This is a genomic window from Arsenicicoccus dermatophilus, assembly GCF_046267915.1.
Lineage (GTDB): Bacteria > Actinomycetota > Actinomycetes > Actinomycetales > Dermatophilaceae > Arsenicicoccus > Arsenicicoccus dermatophilus_A.
Map to the genome: position 1 here is coordinate 179,911 of NZ_CP176520.1, position 18,769 is coordinate 198,679.

17 protein-coding genes are annotated in these 18,769 nt (G+C 74.9%); 10 read left to right on the forward strand and 7 right to left on the reverse strand.

The window, feature by feature from the left end; genetic code table 11:
• Positions 1–111 precede the first annotated feature (111 nt).
• From ACK2IS_RS01200 to ACK2IS_RS01210, 3 genes are all read left to right on the forward strand, one after another.
• A complete protein-coding gene (locus ACK2IS_RS01200) occupies positions 112–723 on the forward strand; it encodes a TetR/AcrR family transcriptional regulator (protein ID WP_409484347.1) in 612 nt (203 codons plus the stop codon).
• 38 nt (positions 724–761) lie between these two features.
• Entirely contained in the window at positions 762–3,290 is a 2,529-nt protein-coding gene (locus ACK2IS_RS01205; RefSeq protein WP_409484348.1) for an MMPL family transporter, read from the forward strand.
• Positions 3,291–3,404: 114 nt separating this feature from the next.
• Positions 3,405–3,791: a DoxX family membrane protein gene (locus ACK2IS_RS01210; protein WP_409484349.1), complete on the forward strand. Its 387-nt coding sequence runs from the start codon at positions 3,405–3,407 to the stop codon at positions 3,789–3,791.
• Positions 3,792–3,872: 81 nt separating this feature from the next.
• On the opposite strand, the gene ACK2IS_RS01215 is transcribed toward ACK2IS_RS01210, so the two are convergent.
• The 3 genes from ACK2IS_RS01215 to ACK2IS_RS01225 form a co-directional block, all read right to left on the reverse strand.
• The gene (locus ACK2IS_RS01215; RefSeq protein ID WP_409484350.1) at positions 3,873–4,403 is read right to left on the reverse strand and encodes a TetR/AcrR family transcriptional regulator; all 531 of its coding nucleotides are present in this window, start codon (positions 4,401–4,403) and stop codon (positions 3,873–3,875) included.
• A 269-nt stretch (positions 4,404–4,672) separates the two neighbouring features.
• Entirely contained in the window at positions 4,673–6,271 is a 1,599-nt protein-coding gene (locus ACK2IS_RS01220) for an ABC transporter permease (RefSeq protein ID WP_409484351.1), read from the reverse strand.
• Positions 6,268–7,203: an ATP-binding cassette domain-containing protein gene (locus ACK2IS_RS01225; protein ID WP_409484352.1), complete on the reverse strand. Its 936-nt coding sequence runs from the start codon at positions 7,201–7,203 to the stop codon at positions 6,268–6,270. The genes ACK2IS_RS01220 and ACK2IS_RS01225 overlap by 4 nt, the downstream gene beginning before the upstream one ends.
• A 129-nt stretch (positions 7,204–7,332) precedes the next feature.
• Between ACK2IS_RS01225 and ACK2IS_RS01230 the strand changes: the two genes are divergently transcribed.
• Positions 7,333–7,821: a GbsR/MarR family transcriptional regulator gene (locus ACK2IS_RS01230; protein ID WP_409484353.1), complete on the forward strand. Its 489-nt coding sequence runs from the start codon at positions 7,333–7,335 to the stop codon at positions 7,819–7,821.
• 29 nt (positions 7,822–7,850) lie between these two features.
• On the opposite strand, the gene ACK2IS_RS01235 is transcribed toward ACK2IS_RS01230, so the two are convergent.
• Positions 7,851–9,380, reverse strand: a complete 1,530-nt coding sequence (locus ACK2IS_RS01235; protein WP_409484354.1) for a GGDEF domain-containing protein — start codon at positions 9,378–9,380, stop codon at positions 7,851–7,853.
• 164 nt (positions 9,381–9,544) lie between these two features.
• On the opposite strand from ACK2IS_RS01235, the gene ACK2IS_RS01240 reads away from it, so the two are divergent.
• Positions 9,545–9,718 carry a CsbD family protein gene (locus tag ACK2IS_RS01240; RefSeq protein ID WP_409484355.1) on the forward strand — a complete coding sequence of 58 codons (174 nt, stop codon included), beginning with the start codon at positions 9,545–9,547 and terminating at the stop codon, positions 9,716–9,718.
• A 72-nt stretch (positions 9,719–9,790) separates the two neighbouring features.
• Here ACK2IS_RS01240 and ACK2IS_RS01245 read toward each other — a convergent pair whose 3' ends face one another.
• The gene (locus tag ACK2IS_RS01245; RefSeq protein ID WP_409484356.1) at positions 9,791–10,840 is read right to left on the reverse strand and encodes a quinone-dependent dihydroorotate dehydrogenase; all 1,050 of its coding nucleotides are present in this window, start codon (positions 10,838–10,840) and stop codon (positions 9,791–9,793) included.
• A gap of 59 nt (positions 10,841–10,899) precedes the next feature.
• Between ACK2IS_RS01245 and ACK2IS_RS01250 the strand changes: the two genes are divergently transcribed.
• Positions 10,900–11,436, forward strand: a complete 537-nt coding sequence (locus ACK2IS_RS01250; protein ID WP_409484357.1) for a DUF402 domain-containing protein — start codon at positions 10,900–10,902, stop codon at positions 11,434–11,436.
• A gap of 275 nt (positions 11,437–11,711) precedes the next feature.
• Here ACK2IS_RS01250 and ACK2IS_RS01255 read toward each other — a convergent pair whose 3' ends face one another.
• On the reverse strand, positions 11,712–12,332 hold the full coding sequence (locus ACK2IS_RS01255) for a DUF2382 domain-containing protein (protein WP_409484358.1): 621 nt from the start codon (positions 12,330–12,332) through the stop codon (positions 11,712–11,714).
• A gap of 433 nt (positions 12,333–12,765) precedes the next feature.
• Between ACK2IS_RS01255 and ACK2IS_RS01260 the strand changes: the two genes are divergently transcribed.
• The 4 genes from ACK2IS_RS01260 to ACK2IS_RS01275 are packed head-to-tail and all read left to right on the forward strand — an operon-like array spanning position 12,766 to position 16,424.
• The gene (locus tag ACK2IS_RS01260) at positions 12,766–14,307 is read left to right on the forward strand and encodes a DUF3352 domain-containing protein (protein ID WP_409484359.1); all 1,542 of its coding nucleotides are present in this window, start codon (positions 12,766–12,768) and stop codon (positions 14,305–14,307) included.
• 17 nt (positions 14,308–14,324) lie between these two features.
• On the forward strand, positions 14,325–14,759 hold the full coding sequence (locus ACK2IS_RS01265; protein WP_409484360.1) for an ATP-binding protein: 435 nt from the start codon (positions 14,325–14,327) through the stop codon (positions 14,757–14,759).
• 31 nt (positions 14,760–14,790) lie between these two features.
• Positions 14,791–15,654, forward strand: coding sequence for a DUF5926 family protein (locus ACK2IS_RS01270; protein ID WP_409484361.1), 864 nt, complete (start codon positions 14,791–14,793; stop codon positions 15,652–15,654).
• Positions 15,655–15,668: 14 nt separating this feature from the next.
• Positions 15,669–16,424 carry a glycosyltransferase gene (locus ACK2IS_RS01275; protein ID WP_409484362.1) on the forward strand — a complete coding sequence of 252 codons (756 nt, stop codon included), beginning with the start codon at positions 15,669–15,671 and terminating at the stop codon, positions 16,422–16,424.
• Between the two features lie 178 nt (positions 16,425–16,602).
• Here the strand turns inward: ACK2IS_RS01275 and ACK2IS_RS01280 are convergent, their stop codons facing one another.
• On the reverse strand, positions 16,603–18,747 hold the full coding sequence (locus tag ACK2IS_RS01280) for a hypothetical protein (protein WP_409484363.1): 2,145 nt from the start codon (positions 18,745–18,747) through the stop codon (positions 16,603–16,605).
• Positions 18,748–18,769 lie beyond the last annotated feature (22 nt).

Here is an 18,769-nt window from a genome sequence, read left to right on the forward strand (position 1 = left end):
GCCGATCGCCGGGCCCACGAAGGTCGTGAGGGGGCATCACCGTGGCTCGCGTCGGCCTGGCGCCACCCGGAGACTTTGGTGCACTCAGTGCAAGAGGGTTAGGCTGCCGACGTGCAGACCCGTCGTGACCTCGCCAAGCTCGAGACCCGTGCGGCTCTCGTCGAGGCCGCCGTCGAGCTGCTGCGGGACGAGGGTCTCGCGGCGCTGTCGGCCGACGCCATCGCGGCCCGGGCCGGGGTGTCGCGCCGGACCTTCTTCAACTACTTCCCGACCACCGACGCCGTGCTCGCCGTCCCCTCGATCGACTTCCTGGAGGCGGCGATCGCAGCCTTCCACGCCCGGCCGGACGACGAGCCGCTGATCGACTCGCTGTCCGCCGCCCTCAGCGCCCCCGACCTGGACCTGGTGGACCGCTTCGCCACCGTCGTCCGCTCCTGCTGCGCCGCGCCCGCCGCGGACCGCGTCGAGCGAGAGGTCTGGGGGCAGGCGGAGACCGAGATCGCCGCAGTCCTCGCCGAGCGGTTGCGCGCCGAGCCCGACAGCCTGCGGCTGCAGGTGCTCTCCGCCTGCGTCGTGGCCGCAGGCCGGGCAGCGCTCCTCGCCTGGGTGGCGGCCGTGCCGGCCGCCACCGCGACCACCACCCCCGACCCCACCCACCTGCGGCAGCACCTGGTCACCGCCTTCGGCTACCTGGACCAGGGCCTCAGCAGGGCCACCGCCTGACCCCACCCGGCCACCTCGACCTGCTGGAGCACCTACCTATGGCCTCCCTGCTCTACCGCCTCGGACTCTTCTCGGCCCGCAAGCCCTGGGTCGTGATCCTCGTGTGGCTCCTCCTGCTCGGTGCCACCGGGGGCGCGGCAGCAGCCCTGCACCAGCCGCTGAGCACCCAGATGACCGTCCCCGGGCTGCAGTTCGAGCGCACCCTCGAGCGGCTCAAGAAGGAGCTCCCGGCCGCGTCCGGTGGCGTGGGGACCGTGGTCTTCCAGTCCCGCACCGGGACCTTCACCCCCGCCCAGAAGGCCGCCGTCGCCACGGCCATCACGCGGTGGAAGGCCCAGCCGACCGTCTCCGGGGCGCTCGACCCCTTCGTCCTGCAGGCCAAGCTCGACGGCACCAGCAGCAAGCTCGCCGCCGGTCAGCGTCAGATCGACGTCAACCAGGCCAAGGTCGACGCCGGCGCGGCCAAGATCACCGCCGGTCGTCAGCAGCTCGCCGCGAAGCAGAGCCAGCTGCGCGGCGCCGCCAAGGCGGGGATGATCACGCCTGCCCAGGCCGCGGCATACCAGAAGCAGGTCGACGCCGGCGCCGCCCAGCTCGCGGCCGCCGACCGCCAGCTCGCCGAGGGGCGCGCCAGGCTGGAGGCGGGCAAGGCCCAGCTGCTGCTCGGCAAGCGGGAGGCCGACCTGGCCAAGGGCACCCGCTTCGTGTCCCAGGACGGCACCACGGCGATGACCCAGGTGCGCTTCAAGACCGAGATCAACGCGGTCGCCCCCGCGGAGCGTCGCAAGGTCGTCGCCGTCAAGGACCAGCTCGCGGCCGCAGGGGTCACCGCCCACTTCGGCAAGGAGCTCACCGACGACGTGTCGAGCATCGCCGGCCCCGGCGAGATCCTCGGCATCGTCATCGCCGGCGTGGTGCTGCTCGTCATGCTCGGCACCCTCGTCGCGGCCGGGCTGCCCCTGCTGATGGCGCTCGTCGGGGTGGCCGTCGCGATCAGCGTGGTGATGGCCGTCAGCAAGTTCACGGTTCTCACCTCGACCACCCCCACCCTCGGGCTGATGATCGGCATCGCCGTCGGGATCGACTACGCGTTGTTCATCGTCAACCGGCACCGCCAGCAGCTCAAGGGCGGCATGGACCGCACCGAGTCGATCGCCCTGGCCATCGGCACGGCGGGCAACGCGGTCGGGTTCGCCGGGACCACCGTCTTCATCGCGCTGGCCGCGCTGGCGGTTACCGGGATCGGCTTCCTGGCGACCATGGGCTTCGCGGCCGCCGGCACCGTCCTGTGCGCCGTGCTCGTCAACCTGACGCTGCTCCCCGCGCTGGTCTCCCTCGCCGGGCACCGGATCATGCCCCGGAGGGTATGGCGCAGGCACGGCTTCGACGACCGCGGCCGCCCGACCCAGGCCGAGCACCGCCCCGACGAGGAGCACCTCGACCAGGGGTGGGGCGCTGCCGTCACCCGCCGACCCGTCCTGGCGATCCTCGCGAGCCTGGCGCTGGTGGGGTTGCTCGGCTTCCCCGCGGCGGGGCTGCGCCTCGGCCTGCCGGACGGCGGCAGCGAGCCGGAGTCGTCCACGGCCTTCCAGGCCTACTCCACGATCGAGCAGAAGTTCGGCGCGGGCGCCAACGGCCCGGTCGTCGCGGTCGCCACGCTGCCCGCCGGCCTGTCCGAGACCGAGGTCAAGCGCAAGCAGCTCGACGTGGGCGAGCGGCTCGCCGCCGTCGCCGGCCTCGACCGGGTCCTGCCCGCCGGGCTGTCGCAGGATCGCCGTACCGCCGTCTATCAGGCCATCCCGCACGGCGGCCCGGCCGACGCCGAGACGGTCCGCACCGTCAAGCAGATCCGGGAGGAGGCGCCCACGATCAAGGAGCGCACGGGCGCAGACGTGGAGATCACCGGCGCCACCGTCGCCAACATCGACATCTCCGCCAAGCTCGCCTCGGCGCTGCCGATCTACCTGGTGATCGTGGTGGGCCTCTCGCTCGTGCTGCTGCTCATGGTCTTCCGCTCCCTGGTGGTGCCGTTCATCGCCACGGGAGGGTTCCTGCTGTCGCTGGTCACGGCCTTCGGCGGTGTCGTGGCGGTCTACCAGAACGGCGTGCTCGGGTCGGTCTTCGGGGTGCATCGGCCCTCGGCGGTCCTGAGCTTCCTGCCGATCCTGCTGATCGGTGTGCTCTTCGGCCTGGCGATGGACTACCAGATGTTCCTCGTGTCCGGCATGCGCGAGGCGCACGTGCACGGGCAGGACGCCCGCACCGCGGTCCGCAGCGGCTTCAGTCACGCGGCTGCGGTGGTCACGGCGGCGGCGATCATCATGGTGTCGGTGTTCGCGGGCTTCATCTTCGCGCATCTGACGATGATCCGGCCGATCGGCTTCGGGCTGGCGCTGGGCGTGCTCATCGACGCCTTCGTGGTCCGGATGACGCTGACCCCGGCCGTGATGCACCTGCTCGGCGAGCGCGCCTGGTATCTCCCGCGCTGGCTGGACCGGCTCATCCCCGACGTCGACGTCGAGGGCGTCAAGCTCGTCGACAAGGTGGCCAACCACCCCCACGCCTAGGACCTACCGCCGGTAGTCGGATCCGCCTGCCCACCGCACGCAGGCGGATCCGACCGCCCCCGGTAGGTTGGAATGGCACAGCCCGATCCGGTTCCCCCCACGGAAGGCCCCCTCATGCCCAACCCCGTCACGATGGTCGCCCGCGCCTGCCTCGGCGCCCTCTTCGTCGGAGGCGGTCTCAACCAGCTGACCGGCGACCCGACCTACCCCGCCGCGCTGGTCGACCAGGCCAAGGAACGGTACGGCCTGCAGCAGCTGCCCGCCTCGCGCGACCTGGTGCGGCTCAACGGTGCTCTGATGACCGCCGGCGGCGCGGCCCTCGCCCTCGGCATCATGCCCCGCCGCGCGGCCCTGCTCCTCGCAGGCCTGCTGCAGCCGACCAACGTGGTCGGGCACGCCTTCTGGACCATGGACGACCCGGGCAAGGCCTTCGCCGAGCGCAACCACTTCATGAGCAACGTCGCCGTCACCGGCGGACTGCTCCTCGCCACCCAGGACTAACCGGCCCGCCGGACCCGGTCGACGCTCCGGCCGAGCTGGCACCGAGGCGCAGGCCGCCACGATCCGGGCGTCGCTCCGGCTCTAGCCGAGCAGCGCCCGGATCGTCCGGGTCCACTCCTCGACCGTGCCGTCGGTCTGCCAGGTGCTCTGGCGCAGCAGCACGCCGTCCATGTAGGACCCCACCACCCGGGCCCGCCGTTCGGGGTCCGGCACGCCCAGCGCCCTGAACCAGCCGACGAGGTCGCGCTCGTTGCGCAGCTGGCGGGGCGAGATGTCCACCCCCGCCATGCCCAGGGCGATCGCGGCTCGGCAGGCGACGGCGAGAGGGCCGTCCACGCCCATCTGGATGAATCTCGCCAGGTGGTCGGCCGCCTGGTCGAGCCCGGCGAAGGCTGCCTCCACCCCGATCTCCTGGGAGGCCCGTTGGTCCTGGGCGGAGATCTCGTCGAGCAGGGCGGCCTCGAGCGACTGCCTGGTCGGGTAGTAGTTCGCGGTGCTCCCCAAGGGAATTCCCACCCGACGGTCCACCGCGCGGTGGGTCAGTGCCCGAGCGCCGCCCTCGGCCAGCAGCTCCAGGGCGGCTACCAACACCTGGGCACGTCGGTCGGTCACGACCCTCAGTATGCCGGAAAACACCCATTGTCATGGGAGACAACAGGTGTTGTAATGTCCGCCAGAGGCCGCCCACCGCGGAGGCCGGGCGCGCGAGGGGGACGCGCCCGGCCCCGGGGTGGGCGGCCCATCCGTGCCCGCCTGACGGCCGGACGGCGCGGCCCACGGGCGTCACCTCCGTCCGCGAAGACCCCGCAGGATCCCGCGGGCCGGGAACCCCGCAGGATCCTGCGGGCCGGGACCCCGCCGGCCGGGGAGTCCGGCAGGGGTCATCCCGCCTGGAGATCCCGACGCCGGTAGCCGACCAGGCCCAGCATCGTCAGGAGCACGGCCAGGCCCAGGCAGACCAGCGCCGGACCGGCGTCGAAGGAGTCTGCGGGCGGCCGGGACAGGGTCGCGAAGGGGGTGGCCCGCACCACCCGGTCGGGCAGACCGAGAGCCACCCCGACCCATCCCATCAGCAGCGACCAGCCCACGACGACCCACGGCAGCACGGCCAGCCGGGGTGCCCACCCGTGGACGGCCACCGCGAGGCCGGTGATCACCAGCACACCGGGCAGCTGCGACAGCGCCGCCGCCAGCAGGGTGGCGAAGATCCCCACGTCCCCCACGAACCGCGGCAGCGCCAGGAAGATCCCGATCGCGACCAGAGCCATCGTCGGCGCCCAGGTCGCCGGCGCCAGGTGGCTGAGCAGCAACCGGGTGCGGGAGGTGTCCGTCGACAGCAGCAGCTCGGCACGCCCGTGTGCCTCCTCCCGCCGCAGCAGCCCGAAGAGCTGCAGGGAGAACAGAGCGACGAGGGGCACGAGGATGCCGATCATGGCGACGTAGAACGCGTCGGTCAGGCTCGCCGCCCCGCCCCCCATCCGCCGGAAGCGGTCGGCCAGGTCCGGGGACTCGCGCAGCAGGTCGTCCATGGACGCCGCGAGCGTGCCCATCCCGTAGGCGAAGATCGCCAGCCCCGCGATCCAGGAGCGCACCGTGGTGCGGCCCAGCCGCGTGGCGAGGGTCGCGGCGTCACGCAGCTCCCAGGTCGCGCGGGCAGGCCCGAGGCCGGCGGCGCGCAGCCCGGCGCCGTGGTCCCGGCGTCCTTCGAGGACCGCCGCGGCGGTGATGAGCAGCGCGGTGAGGGCCCCCGGGAGCAGGAGCACCGACCAGCGGTTCCCGGCATACGGCTGGGACAGGGCGGGCCACTCCAGCGGAGAGGCCCACTGCAGCAAAGGGTTGCGCGGGGTCGCACCGTCCCCGAGGGCCCGCGCGACGTAGGCCGCGCCCAGGGTGCTGAGCGCGAGTCCTCGTGCACCCCGGGCAGACTCGCTGATCTGGGCGGCGACGGCGCCGACGCCCGCCCACACCGCAGCACCGAGCGCGACCGCCAGCCCCAGCATGGTCGAGCCCCGAGGGTCGCCGCTCGGGCCCAGCATCGCCAGGCCGGAGGCCAGGCCGAGCAGGCCACAGGCGCCGAGCGTGACCAGCAGTGCGGCGGCCAGCGGTGCGTGGCGGCCGACGGTGCCCGAGCGCAGCAGCTCCAGCCGCCCGCCCTCCTCGTCGGCCCGGGTGGCGTCGACGACGCCGAGCAGCGCCATGACCGCCGCCACCGCCACGACGACGGTGCCCACCCGCCACATGACGAACGAGCCCACCTGGAGCAGGTCGTACGGCGGGCCCAGGATCGCCCGCATCGTCGGCTGGCTCGCCAGCGACGCGGCCGTCGCCTCGCCCGCCGGCCCCGCGGGGACCGCCGTGCGGTAGGCCGCCGCCGTGGCGGGGAACATCGAGGCCAGGACGAGCAGCCAGGCCAGCCAGGACCATCGGGTGCGACGCAGCAGCGCTCGGGCGAGGACACCCGTGCCGGCGAGGGTGCTCATCGACGACCCTGCTCGGGCTCGCTCCCGGGCCGCCCGCCCTCGTAGTGCCGCAGGAAGAGCTCCTCCAGGGTGGGCGGGGAGCTGCTCAGCGAGCGCACGCCCAGCGGGGCGAGACGCGCGAGCAGCTCGGACAAGGCCTCCGGCTCGGCGTGGCAGGTGACCCGGTCGCCCTCGACGAGCAGGTCGTGGACCCCGTGGATGTCGGCGAGGTCGAGCGGCTGGGGATGGGCCACCGTGGCGGTGACCTGGGTGCGGGTGAGGTGGCGCAGGTCGGCGAGGGTCCCCGACTCGACGATCCGGCCGGCCTTGACGATGCTCACCCGGTCGCACAGGGCCTCGACCTCGCGCAGGACGTGGCTCGACAGCAGCACCGTGCGGCCGCGGTCGCGCTCGCGGCGGATCTCCTCGGTGAAGGTCCGCTCCATCAGCGGGTCCAGGCCGCTCGTCGGCTCGTCGAGCAGCAGCAGGTCGACGTCGGACGCCAGGGCGGCCACGAGGGCGACCTTCTGCCGGTTGCCCTTGGAGTAGGTCCGGCACCGTTTGCGCGGATCCAGCTCGAACATCTGCAGCAGCTCCGTGCGGCGTCGCTCGTCCAGTCCGCCGCGGGACCGGCCGAGCAGGTCGATGGCCTCGCCGCCGGTGAGCCCCGGCCACAGGTTGACGTCACCGGGGACGTAGGCCAGGCGCCGGTGGAGCGTGGGGGCATCGCTCCACGGGTCGCGACCGAGGACGCTCGCGCTGCCCGCGTCGGCACGCAGGAGCCCGAGCAGGATCCGGATCGTCGTGGACTTGCCCGCGCCGTTGGGGCCAAGGAAGCCGTGCACGTCCCCGCGCCGGACCCGCATCGTCAGCCTGTCGAGCGCCCGGGTGGAGCCGAAGGTCTTGGTCAGGTCCTGGATGTCCAGGGCGAGGCCGGTGGGTTCGTCGACCATGTGACTGCTCCGCGGGTCGGTGGTGGCCCGGGCGCGGCGCGCCCGACCCCCTTGACCCTAGCCAGGTTTCACACCTTTGTGAATAGTCGGATCGTTGTGTCGCCAGTGAAGTCCGGTTACCGTCCTGGTATGACTGCTGGTGGGGAGGACGCACGCCAGGCCTTCGTCGACCGCATGGGCGACCTGGGAGTCGGCAGCGGCATGCCGCGTATGGCGGCCCGCACCTTCGCCCACCTGCTGAGCCTCGACGACGCGGCCGCGACCGCCGCCGACCTGGGTGAGGCGCTGGGTGCCAGCCCGGCCGCGATCTCGGGGGCGGCACGATATCTGGAGTCCGTGGGGCTGGTCCGCCGCACCCGCGAGCGGGGCTCCCGGCGCGACCTGTTCGTGCTGCAGGAGGAGGTCTGGTCGGACTACGTCGCCCGCAGCCTGGACCTGGTGCGGGTGTGGGGGTCGGTGCTGGTCGAGGGATCGCAGGCGGTTCCCGTCGGAGCGGCCCGCCGGCGGCTGGCGCAGAACGCCGCGTTCTTCGACTACCTCGCCGTCGAGCTGGACGACTCCATCTCCCGCTGGCAGGCCGGCCTCGGCGCCGGCCGGGGACCCGGCCGGGGCGCGTGAGCAGGGGCCCCGGCCCGGCCTGAGGCCGGTCAGCCGCGCAGGACGCGCACCCCGCCCGCCTCCCGGGCGCGGGCGACCACCTCCAGGCCGCGCCCGATCGCCTCGGCCAACCGGTCGTCGTCGGCCCCCACGGTCACCACCCCGATCGAGGCGGTGAGCCGCGGGCTGCCGGCCGACGCGGGCAACCGGGTCAACGGCTCCAGGGCGGCGGCGAGCGGGGAGGTGTCGGCCGGCGGGCGGGCGACGACGAAGGTGCCCTCGGCATACCGCACGCACAGGTCCTGGGCGCCGCACCGGTCCCGCAGCGCCGCGGCCACCCGGCGCACGACCGCGTCGGCGGCCTCCCGGCCCAGCCCGCGGGCCACCGCGGCGAGGGTGTCCAGGTCGACCACGGCGAGCTGGGCGCCGGCCATCCCGGACACGTCGAGCTCGGCGAGGTGCAGCCGGTTGGGCAGGCCGGAGACGGCGTCGAGCGTCGTGAGCGGACGCACGGTGGCGAGCCGGTGCTCGTCGATGCGGGCCACGCTGGCCCGGTCCGCCTCGGCGTCGGCCGGGACCTGACGGACCCGCTGCCAGACGGCGAGCGCCCGCTCCGCGGAACGCGCCTGGGTCTCGTGGACGCGCGCCACGCAGGCCGCGCGCGCCTGCCGGACGCGGTCGGCCTCGGCCAGGTCCCCCTGTTCCTCCAGGAGCTCGACAAGGTCGGCGAGCAGCTCGGCGAGGTGACCGTCGGGCAGCCGCCGGGCGAAGCTCTCCAGGAGCCGCCTGCCCTCGTCGTGGCGTCCCTCAAGACGCCCGAGCCGGGCCAGCACCCGCACCACGGTGCAGGCGTTGGTGACGTCACGCATGTCCTCCGGCCGGGGCAGGTCGACCGCGAGGCGCCGGGCCCCGTCGACGTCGCCCGCGTCGAGCCGCGCCAGCGCCCGGACCGCCCGGATGTGTCCGGCGAGCTCGGGCCAGCCTCGCAGCGCGAGCCGTTCCGCGGCCTCCAGACCGGGGACCTCCAGGGCCAGTCCGGTGCCCCGGACGCTGTGCAGGTCATAGAGGTTGACGACGGCCAGGGCCTCGATCGCGCACGAGTGCCGGGTGTCCTCCAGGCCCCAGCCGGTGCGGAAGCCGCGGGCCAGCAGGATGGCCTCGAGATACAGCCGGGCCGCCCGGTCAGGGTCGACCACCTGCAGCGCGACGCCGAGGTCGTGGACGGCCTGGGCCAGGGCGACCGCGTCGTCGGAGCGACGGGCGAGAGCGACCTCGGCCTCGTGCGCGGCCACGGCCTCCTCCACCAGGCCCAGCTCGGCGAGCACCCCCGCCTGCAGCCCCAGCGCCCGGGCGGTCCACCGCGGGTCCGCCTCGCCCTCGTCCAGGACCCGCGCCGTGGTGGCGACCACCTCGTCGAGCCGCTGCTCACGCCAGGCGACGAAGGCCTCGAGGACCCGTCGCCCCGGTCCGTCACCCACCGCGTCCAGCCCGGACAGGAGCGCCTTGGGAGCGGCGTAGCGAGCGGACCACAGGCGCTCGAGCAGGCGCTCCTCGCGGGTGGGCGACTCGTCCGGATTCACGCCGACAGCATAGGGGCCCTGGTCAGGGCGCCGACCTGGCCGAGGAGGCGACCCACCTCGTCCGAGGTGGAGAACGGAGCAGTGTATTGCTGGCTGCAAAGGGGTATGACCATCCGTGACCGGGGCAGACCCGTTCCGGGAACGGCGATCGAGAGGAGCCCGCGATGGGTCTCGACGACAAGTTCGGCAACGCTGCACAGGACGCGTCCGGCAAGCTCAAGGAGGCTGCCGGCAAGGCCAGCGGCGACCAGGAGATGCAGGCCGAGGGCAAGGGCGACCAGATGGCGTCCGACCTCAAGCAGGCCGGCGAGAAGATCAAGGACGCCTTCAAGCACTGACCAGCCCGACGCTGCCGGGGCTCACGCAGGTCGTGGCCCCGGCAGCGTCGTGCCCGGGGGTGGGGCGACGGGTCAGGCGTGCCCGGCCAGAGCCCGGGCCATCGGCGGCACGACCTGCGGGCCGTGCAGCGCCAGCGCCGAGTAGACCTGCACCAGCGACGCGCCCGCGTCGAGCATCGCCAGCGCGTGCTCCGGCGTCCGCAGCCCGCCCACCCCCATGATCGGGATCCGCCCACCGCTCTCGCGGGCGACCAGGCGCACGACCTCCAGCGACCGCAGCCGCAGGGGCGCGCCGGACAGGCCGCCCGCCTCCCCGGCATACCGCTGCTCGGACGCCGCGAGGCCCTCCCGGGACACGGTGGTGTTGGTGGCGATGACCCCCGCGACCTGCTCGTCGAGGCAGACCCCGACGAGGTCGGCGAGGGCGGCGTCGGTGAGGTCGGGAGCCACCTTGACCCAGATCGGCACGCCCCGGCCGAGAGCCCGCCCGTCGGCCTGCAGCGCGGCCAGGATGGCCCGCAGCGCGTCCTTGTCCTGCAGCTCGCGCAGGCCGGGGGTGTTGGGCGAGGAGACGTTGATCGCCACGTAGTCGGCGTGCCGGGCCAGCCGCCCGAAGGAGTAGCGGTAGTCCTCGACGGCGTCCTCCAGGGGCGTCACCTTGGACTTGCCGAGGGAGATCCCCAGCGTGCCGGCGGGCCGGTGGCGGTCCAGCCGGGCGGCGAGGGCGTCGGCGCCGGCGTTGTTGAAGCCCATCCGGTTGATCACCCCGTCGCTGTCCGGCAGAGCGAACAGGCGCGGGCGCGGGTTGCCCGGCTGCGGGTGCCGGGTCACGGTCCCCACCTCGACGAAGCCGAGGCCCAGCGCCGGCCACACCGCCAGCGCGTGCCCGTCCTTGTCCATGCCCGCCGCCAGACCCACGCGGTTGGCGAAGCGCACCCCGCCGACCGTCACCGGGTCGTCGGTGCGGGTCAGCCGGGCCAGGGGCGCCAGGAGCTCCGGACGCCGGTCGGCCAGGGCCATCGCGGTCAGCGTGCGGCGGTGCACGGTCTCCGCGTCACCACCGGACACGGCGTACAGGGACGGGCGCAGCAGCGAGTCGTAGAACCGGTCGAGGAGGGTCACGGGCCCCATTGTCGCAGCCGGTGCGCGGGCTTCGGCGGCGGTGGGGCTAGCCTGCGGGCATGCAGCTGACCGTGGGCGAGCGGGTCGACATCAGGTTCACCAAGTGGGACGGCGGGCGCCACTGGGAGTATGCCGGGCGGTATGCCGGGCAGGACGCCCACGGCCGCTGGCTGTGGATGCCCGCGGGCACGCCGCTCGCGCGGCCCGGTCGCAGCGAGCTCGCCGAGCACGACGCGGTGATGTGCGTCCCGCGCGAGTCCGGCCACGTCCTGACCACCAACGCCGCGCCCCACCACGTACGGCACTACGTCGACATCACCACCCCGCCGCTGTGGTCCCGGATCGACGGGGTCGCCACCGTGAGCATGGTGGACCTGGACCTGGACGTCGTGGAGCGCCGCGACGGCTCGTCCTACCTCGACGACGAGGACGAGTTCGCCGACCACCAGCTGGAGATGGCCTACCCGCCCGAGCTCGTCGTCCACGCCGAGGCCGAGGCGCAGCGGCTCATGGCGGCGGTCGCGGCCCACGAGGAGCCCTTCGCCACCGACGCGCAGTCCTGGCTGGCCCGCGGGCGGGAGCTCCCCGGCGTCTGACGTGGGGGTGGTCCGCAGGCCGGCCAGCCGCGCACGAGCCTGGGGGCCGGCCCCCCGCCGAGCACCGTGGGTCGGCTCAGGCGACCTTGGCCCGGTCGGGGGCCACGATCCTCGGCGGCACCATGTCGAGGAGCTGCCGGAACGCGCGGGCGCCCAGGACCGTGCCCTTGCCCGTCAAGGCCTGGACCTGCGCAGACGAGTGCCCTGCGACGCCGCACGGCACTGCGGGGCCCTCGTCGCCGGGCGGTCTCGGGGCAGGTCGGCGGGCTGCCGTGTCAGCGGTTCCGGTGGGATCCTCGGTAGTCACCGGTGAGCCCAGCATCGCCCGAGCGGCCCTCGAGACGGGTGTCGAAGTGCTCGACCTCCACGACCTCCTTGGCCAGGTCCGCCGACACGGTCTCCTCGCGCGTGACCCGGTCGACGAAGACACGCACCCGCTCCACCGGGATCACCTGGGTGACGACCCGCTCCTCGTGCAGCACGATCTCGTGCACCGGCGCGGCCTCACCGTGCTCGTCCGGCGCCACCGGGTGGTGCTCGCGGGAGGCCTCGATGGCGGCGTCCTTCGCGGGGTTGCCCGCGAGGCCCTGCTCGCGGTCGTGCTCGTCGACGGGGATCTCCTCGACGACCAGCTCCTCCCGACGCACGACGATCGTGCGCTCCTCGGTCACCACCCGCTTGGACAGCCGCAGCCGACCGGTCACCACCGGCCGGGTCGTGACGAAGAGCTCCTCCTCGTGGCGGGTCATCGCGACCTCGCCGGCGTCGTCGCCGGTCAGGTGCACGCGGCCGGGGGTGTCGAGCTCGGTGTGGGCACGCTCGTCGTCGGTGCGCTCGGGCACCAGGGCGTGGTCGGGGTGGCTGGGGACGTGCCGGTCACTCGTCTGGTCCCGCATCGTTGGCTCCTGTGCGTCAGAGGGGTATTGGTCACAGACCTACCCGGTGGGCGGGGTAGGTATGCGCCGGGGCGCCGTGCTGAAGCGGTATCCGGGTGGGCCGACGCGTTAGCGTGGGGCCCGATCGGGATCACGGAACGGGAGCGCCATGTCCGACCAGCACCAGGACCTGCCACGACGCGGCGGCCGCTCCGACGCGCCCCGCGGCGCCGGCAGGCGCGGCGGGGCACTGCGGTCGGCGGCGCCCGGCCCTGCCGCGTCGCGGTCCGGGCAGCCCCGGGCTGCGTCCCGTACGGGGGAGACCCGGGCTGCGTCCCGGTCGGAGGTGACCCGGGCTGCGTCCCGGTCGGGCGCCACCAGGGAGCAGCGCCACCCTCGCGGCTCCACGGTCCACGGCGTCCGTCGGGCCGGCCGACGGCGCCGGGCTCCGCGCGTGCTGGGTGGGGCCGCGGTGCTCGCGCTGCTGGGAGGTGGTGGTGCGTACGCGGCATACCACCAGGGGCTCTTCGGCGGGGTGGGCCCGGGCCCGGCCGAGGTGGTGCCCGGTCGCGCCGTGGGCTACGTGCGCGTCGACCTCAACCCCGACCTGGGGCAGAAGGTCGCCGCCTTCCGCCTGATGAGCACCCTCCCCGAGGTCAGGGACGCGCTGGGGGAGGACAAGGACCCCCGCAAGGCGATCCTGGAGATGGTCAGGGGCACGGACCCGGCGTTGAAGGGCGTGGACTTCGACCGCGACGTCAAGCCGTGGCTGGGCGAGCGCGCGGCGTCGGCGGCCTACCTGCCGGCCGACGGGGCCGGGGTGGTGCCGATGCTCGTGCTGGCGGTGACCGACGAGGCCAAGGCCCGGGCCGGGCTGCCCAAGCTGGGGCTCGACCAGACGACCACGGACCTGCGGTTCAGCCACGGCTACGCCGTCGTCGCACCCAAGGGCAAGGGTGACGCCGTGCTGACCGCCGCGGCCGCGGGCAGCCTCGCCGACAACCCGCGCTTCCGGTCGGACATGGCGGACCTGGGCAGCGACGGGCTGATGTCCTTCTGGGGAGACCTGACGACGCTGGCCAAGGCCGACCTGCGCCCCCTGCTCGCCGCGGCGGACCGGGCCATGCAGTCCCCGGGGGCGGCGGGGGGTGCCCGACCCTCCCCGGCCACCACGCCCGCCGACGTCGCCGGGCTGCAGGCGCAGCTCGACCGGGCCGGGCGGCTCGCGGCGGCGGTGCGGCTCGATCCCGGGCACGTCGAGCTCGCGGGCATCCAGCGTGGCGCCCGGCGCACCGCGAACGAGGTCGTCGGCGACAAGGTCGACATCGGTGCGGTCCCCGCCGGGACGATGCTCAGCCTCGGCGTCGCGGGCGCCGGCCCGGCCCTGCGCGAGAACTGGCCCTCGGTGCTGAAGGAGCTCGATCGCCAGCACGCGACCGACCGCCGCTCGCCCTCGTCGACCGAGCTGGTGGCACAGGTGCGGCAGTCCCTGGGGCTCGCCCTCCCGGACGACCTGACCACCCTGCTCGGCAAGCAGCTCGTGCTCAGCGTGGCCGACCAGGACCTCGGCGCGGTCGACGACCAGCACCCGCTCCTCGCGGGCCTGCGCGTCACCACGGACGCCGCCAGGGCGCAGCAGGTGGTGCGCGCGGTGCAGGCCAGGCTGGGCCGGCAGACCGGGGCCGGCCAGGACGCGCTCCCCCTGAGCGTCGAGGCCGACGGTCCGACCCTCACGGTCGCCCTCGACGAGGCCTATCGCGCCGCCCTTGCTCAGGGCGGGACCCTGGGGGCGGAGGAGGACTTCCGCAAGGCCGTCCCGTCCACCTCCTCGACCGCCGGGCTCTACCTGTCCCTGGACCGGCTCGAACCGAGCTACCTGGACCAGGTGCCCGCCGACCGGCGTGAGCTGGTGCGGGCCCTGCGCAGCATCGGGCTGGTCTCCGACCAGACCGGGACGAGCGACGGCAGCTTCGGGCTGCGGCTCGTCGTCAACTGACGATCACCTGGAGCGCCATGCCACCCCGCGTCCGCACCCTCGACGAGGTCGACGAGTCCCGGCTGCTGCCGTGGGCCCTGGCCAGCGCCGCGGAGGCGCGCACCGCCCTCCGGCACACCCTCGCCGGTCGGGAGGTGTCCGACCGCACCGTGGACGAGGCCGTGCAGGTGCTGTCCGAGCTGGTCGCCAACGCCGTCCAGCACGGTGCCCCCCTCGCCGGCGACGTCATCCGCGCCCACTGGACCCTGCGCAAGGGCGTGGTCGAGGTCGACGTGACCGACGCCGGTGGTGCCCACCGCCCGCAGCCGGTCCGCATCACGCCCTGGCAGACCCGCGGACGAGGGCTGCGGATCGTGCGGGCCTATGCCCACGAGTGGGGGGTGCTCGACCAGCCCGCGGGGATCGTCGTGTGGGCCTCCCTGGGCGGTCCCTCCCGGCGCCGGACCCGCTGAGCCTCGCCCGGTTGCGGCTAGGGTGGCCCCCATGGGCAAGGCATCTCGTCGCAAGGGCGACACCACCAAGACGCGTCCCGCGCCGTTCGTGCGCCGTCCCTTCGAGGGCCTGACCGGGGAGACCGACCTGGTCGCCATGCGGGAGATCGTCCCTGCGGCCACGGCGACCCTGACCCTGCGCGAGCCCGTCGGCGAGGTCTGCTCCGTCTCGGTCTGCACCGTGCTGCCGATGGCCTGGCCGGCGCTGCGCCGCGCCGACGGCGAGGTCCTGGTGGGGCTGCAGTCCGGCACCTCCAGCGGGGACGCCTCCCGCGACCTCGCCCAGGCGGTCCTGGCCGCCGCCGAGACCGAGCCGGGCCACCCCGTCGCGACGCTGACCCTCGCCACGGCCGAGACCCCCCGGCTGCAGGACCTGATCGACCCCGCGACCCCCGTCGAGATCGCGGTGCACGAGGGCTTCGAGTTCTGGGTGCCCGAGGGTGAGCTCGACGCCGAGGGCCGCGAGTCGCTGCAGCGGGCCAACGAGTCCGCCATCCCCACCGTCAAGCTCGACGGCGTCGACTCGGCCTACTGGTGCCAGATCGGCGAGCGCACCTACGTCCGCCAGGTCCTGGCCGACGACGAGGACGCCGCCACCGACGCCCTCGCCCGCCTCCAGGTCCGCGGCCGGTCCGCCCTCGACGAGTCGCACCGCCTCCTCGGCGCCTTCCGTGCGTGCGGGCTGCTCGTCCCCGTCTGGGAGGTCGACCCCGCGGCCGAGCCGGAGAGCTGGGCCGCGCCGATGCAGCAGATGAGCGAGCGGTATGCCGAGGCGCTGGCGGCCACCGAGCCGCTGACCGCCGACGAGCGTCGCGCCCGCTCAGGCCTGCAGAGCCGTCAGATCACCCTGCGCTGAGCGGGCGGCCCCAGGTGACGCAGACCCCGCCGGACGCGGTCGGTCCCGGCCCGTCGGTGGCCGTGATCATCCCCGCCAAGGACGAGGCCGCGCGCATCGCCGCCACCGTCCGGGCGACCCTCGGGCTGCCTGGTGTCGACCTCGTGGTGGTCGTGGACGACGGCTCGCGCGACGCCACCCAGGACATCGCGTCGCAGGCGGGCGCCCTCGTCGCGCGCCATCCCCTCAACCGCGGCAAGGCCTCCGCCTTGCAGACCGGGCTCGACGTGGTCGCGCGCCGGGACGCCCGGGAGGGACGCGTCGGCGCCGACCGGCGGCTCGTGCTCTTCGTCGACGCCGACCTGGAGGAGTCCGCGGCCGAGGTCGGCGTGCTCGTCGCGCCGGTCGCGCAGGGCGAGGCCGACATGACCATCGCCGTGCTCCCCCCGCAGAGGTCCCCCGGTGGCGGGCGGGGCCTGGTCGTCGGGCTCGCGCGCGACGGGATCCAGGAGCTCACGGGGTGGACGCCCACGCAGCCGTTGTCCGGGATGCGCTGCCTCAGCCCGGCCGCCCTCGAGGCCGGCACGCCCCTGGCACCGGGGTGGGGCGTCGAGACCGCCCTCACCGTGGACGTCCTGTCGGCGGGGCTGCGGGTGCTCGAGGTGCCGTGCGCCCTGCACCACCGGGTGACCGGCTCGGACTGGCGCGGACAGCTCCACCGCGCCGAGCAGTACCGCGACGTGCTGCGCGCCCTCGCCGTGCGCCGCCTGCGCCGCCGCGTCGGGCGCTGACCGCCAGCCCCGGCCTCGCCCCAGACCGCTGACCTCTCGCCAGCGCGCGTCTCGCTCGGCGCGCACTTCGCGCGCTCGCAGCTCAGAAAGGGCACGTCTTGGGGGTCGGAACGTGCCCGTGTTGGGCTGCGAGCGCGCGTGGAGCGCGGTCGTGGGGGTGGGGGTGCGGGCGGTGGGATCAGGGGCGCGGGTGGCGTAGGGCGAGGACGGTGGCCACCACGAGCGGGATCAGCACGGCGGCGCCCACCGCGGGGATGGCGACGCCGGAGTCGTTGGTGGCGAGGCCGACGGCATGCATCAGCAGGATCGACGCGAGCCCGGTGCGCAGCAGCGGGACCTGGTCGTAGCCGGGACGCAGCAGCCGACCGAGGGGCGAGCCGGGCCGCGCCACGGCCCACGCCGCGGCCAGCAGGCCGATCGGCACCAGGAAGGCCAGGGGCGCGGTGAGCAGCATGTGGAGGTTCTGGGCGGCCTTGCGGGTGACCACGTCGGCGGCGCCCCCGTCGACGAGCGTCTGCACGAACCTGCCCAGGTGCGAGCGTGATCCGGCGGGTCGCAGGTAGTCCGCGAGGGCGAGCGTCGCCACGGCGAGCGCGGTGACCAGCCCGATGACGAGCACCCTGGTCCAGGTCAGCCGCAGGCCGAGGGCGGTGAGGACGAAGACGACCACGGCCGGCAGCAGCGCGATCGGACCGCCGAGGTCGGCGCCCCAGGTGGGCAGGCCGTCGACGGCGACGGCGGTCAGGCCGACCAGGCCTGCGAGGAGCGCCCCGCGGCGGGGGTGCCCGGTGCGGCGCCCGTGCCCGGCGACGGCCACCATGACCAGCAGGGTCGCCGTCGCGAGCAGGGAGAAGGCGACGTTGCCGAGGCCGTAGAAGCGACCGCCGACGGTCGGCTGCTCGCCGAGGAGGGTGGACAGCGTCAGGTGCGAGCCGGTCACCGCGTCACCCCCGACGACCAGCGCGGTCAGCGTCGCCACGGCTGCGGGCGGGCCGAAGGGACGCCGGCGCCAGGGTCCGAGCAGCGCCACGGCCGCGAGTACGCCGGCCAGCGCGTAGATCGCGAGCCACAGGGCTGCGGTTCCCCCGCGCCACCAGGGCGCGAGGCCCGCGAGATAGGTGGCCGCGGGGACGCAGGCCGTCGCGACGAGCGCCCCGGACAGCCCCCGCAGCAGCCGGCCGCGACGGTCCGGGTCGGCCCGGCGGCTCAGCAGTCCCACGACCAGGCAGGCGAACAGCTGCGTCAGCGCCCACGTCGGCCAGAAGGTCAGTGCCACGGGCTGCACCAGGCGGGCGGCGTCGGCGTGGTCGGCGACGGTGCTGATCCGGGTCGCGGCAGGGGCCTCGTCCGGCTGCACCGTCCACGGCTCGGCGTCCCAGGTGGGGTGCTGCATCCCGGTGGCCCAGGCCGCGACCGTGGGCGCCACGTCGGTCAGCAGCAGGTAGCCCGGCTGGCGGGTGGCGGCGGAGCGCAGCACTCCCACCCCCTGGCCGTCGCCCTGGTCACCGGCAGGACCCACGACCACCGGTCGCAGCCGGGCGCCGGCGCCGTCGTCGGCGAGCGCCGCCACGACCACGGTGGCGTCGGCCGGTGCCGCGGCGAGGATCTCGCCCAGCCGCGCGTCGAGGGCGCGCACCTGGCCGGCGCGGTCGGGGTCGGCCGCCCGCACCGTGCCCGGGTCGACCAGGGTCACCGGGCACGCGGCGAGCCGCTCGCGCAGCCCGGAGGTGGCGTATGCCGACCAGCGGGCCACCGGCCCGCTCGCCGATGCGGCCGCGAGTCCGGCCCCCGGGCCCACGGCGGACACGCAGGTGCCGTGACGAGTCAGGGTGTCGGTCAGCGCCCCGAGGTGGGCGTCCTGCCGGGTGGCGGCGGCCGCGGCGAGGTAGTCCGACCACCCGGGCACGACCCCGCTCCCGCCGGCGGGCGGTGCGGGGAGCGGGCGGCAGGGCCCGTCCTCGGGCTGGGCGGCCCGGGTGCCTGCTCCGAGGGTGAGCCACCCGTCGACCGGACAGGTGTCCAGGTGCACGGAGCGGACCACGAGGGCGCCGACGGCCCCCCGCTCGACGAGGTGCCACAGGTGCGGGGTCGCGGCGGGGGAGAGGTCGTCGACCGCGAGCCCGGCCAGTCCCACGACCAGCACCGGGCGGGGGGAGGGCTCCGCCGCGGCGGACCGGAGCGGTCCGGGGATCCCGGCCACGGCAAGCAGCAGCGCCAGGGCGAGGAGCCAGTGCCGGAGCCGGCCCGCAGTCGCGCGGCGAGCCCGTCCGCGATCCGCGCCCGAGCCCCGAGCGGTGGGCGGGGCGAGGCGCGAGACGGTCATGGCGGCCAGCCTAGGTGGGCTT

Excerpts from the sequence above, each read along its gene's own strand:
- ACK2IS_RS01210 (WP_409484349.1), top strand. The coding sequence starts at position 3,405 with ATGCCCAACCCCGTCACGATGGTCGCCCGCGCCTGCCTCGGCGCCCTC.
- ACK2IS_RS01250 (WP_409484357.1), top strand. The coding sequence starts at position 10,900 with ATGCAGCTGACCGTGGGCGAGCGGGTCGACATCAGGTTCACCAAGTGG.
- ACK2IS_RS01220 (WP_409484351.1), bottom strand. The coding sequence starts at position 6,271 with ATGAGCACCCTCGCCGGCACGGGTGTCCTCGCCCGAGCGCTGCTGCGT.
- ACK2IS_RS01225 (WP_409484352.1), bottom strand. The coding sequence starts at position 7,203 with ATGGTCGACGAACCCACCGGCCTCGCCCTGGACATCCAGGACCTGACC.
- ACK2IS_RS01280 (WP_409484363.1), bottom strand. The coding sequence starts at position 18,747 with ATGACCGTCTCGCGCCTCGCCCCGCCCACCGCTCGGGGCTCGGGCGCG.
- ACK2IS_RS01265 (WP_409484360.1), top strand. The coding sequence starts at position 14,325 with ATGCCACCCCGCGTCCGCACCCTCGACGAGGTCGACGAGTCCCGGCTG.
- ACK2IS_RS01270 (WP_409484361.1), top strand. The coding sequence starts at position 14,791 with ATGGGCAAGGCATCTCGTCGCAAGGGCGACACCACCAAGACGCGTCCC.
- ACK2IS_RS01230 (WP_409484353.1), top strand. The coding sequence starts at position 7,333 with ATGACTGCTGGTGGGGAGGACGCACGCCAGGCCTTCGTCGACCGCATG.
- ACK2IS_RS01240 (WP_409484355.1), top strand. The coding sequence starts at position 9,545 with ATGGGTCTCGACGACAAGTTCGGCAACGCTGCACAGGACGCGTCCGGC.
- ACK2IS_RS01205 (WP_409484348.1), top strand. The coding sequence starts at position 762 with ATGGCCTCCCTGCTCTACCGCCTCGGACTCTTCTCGGCCCGCAAGCCC.
- ACK2IS_RS01255 (WP_409484358.1), bottom strand. The coding sequence starts at position 12,332 with ATGCGGGACCAGACGAGTGACCGGCACGTCCCCAGCCACCCCGACCAC.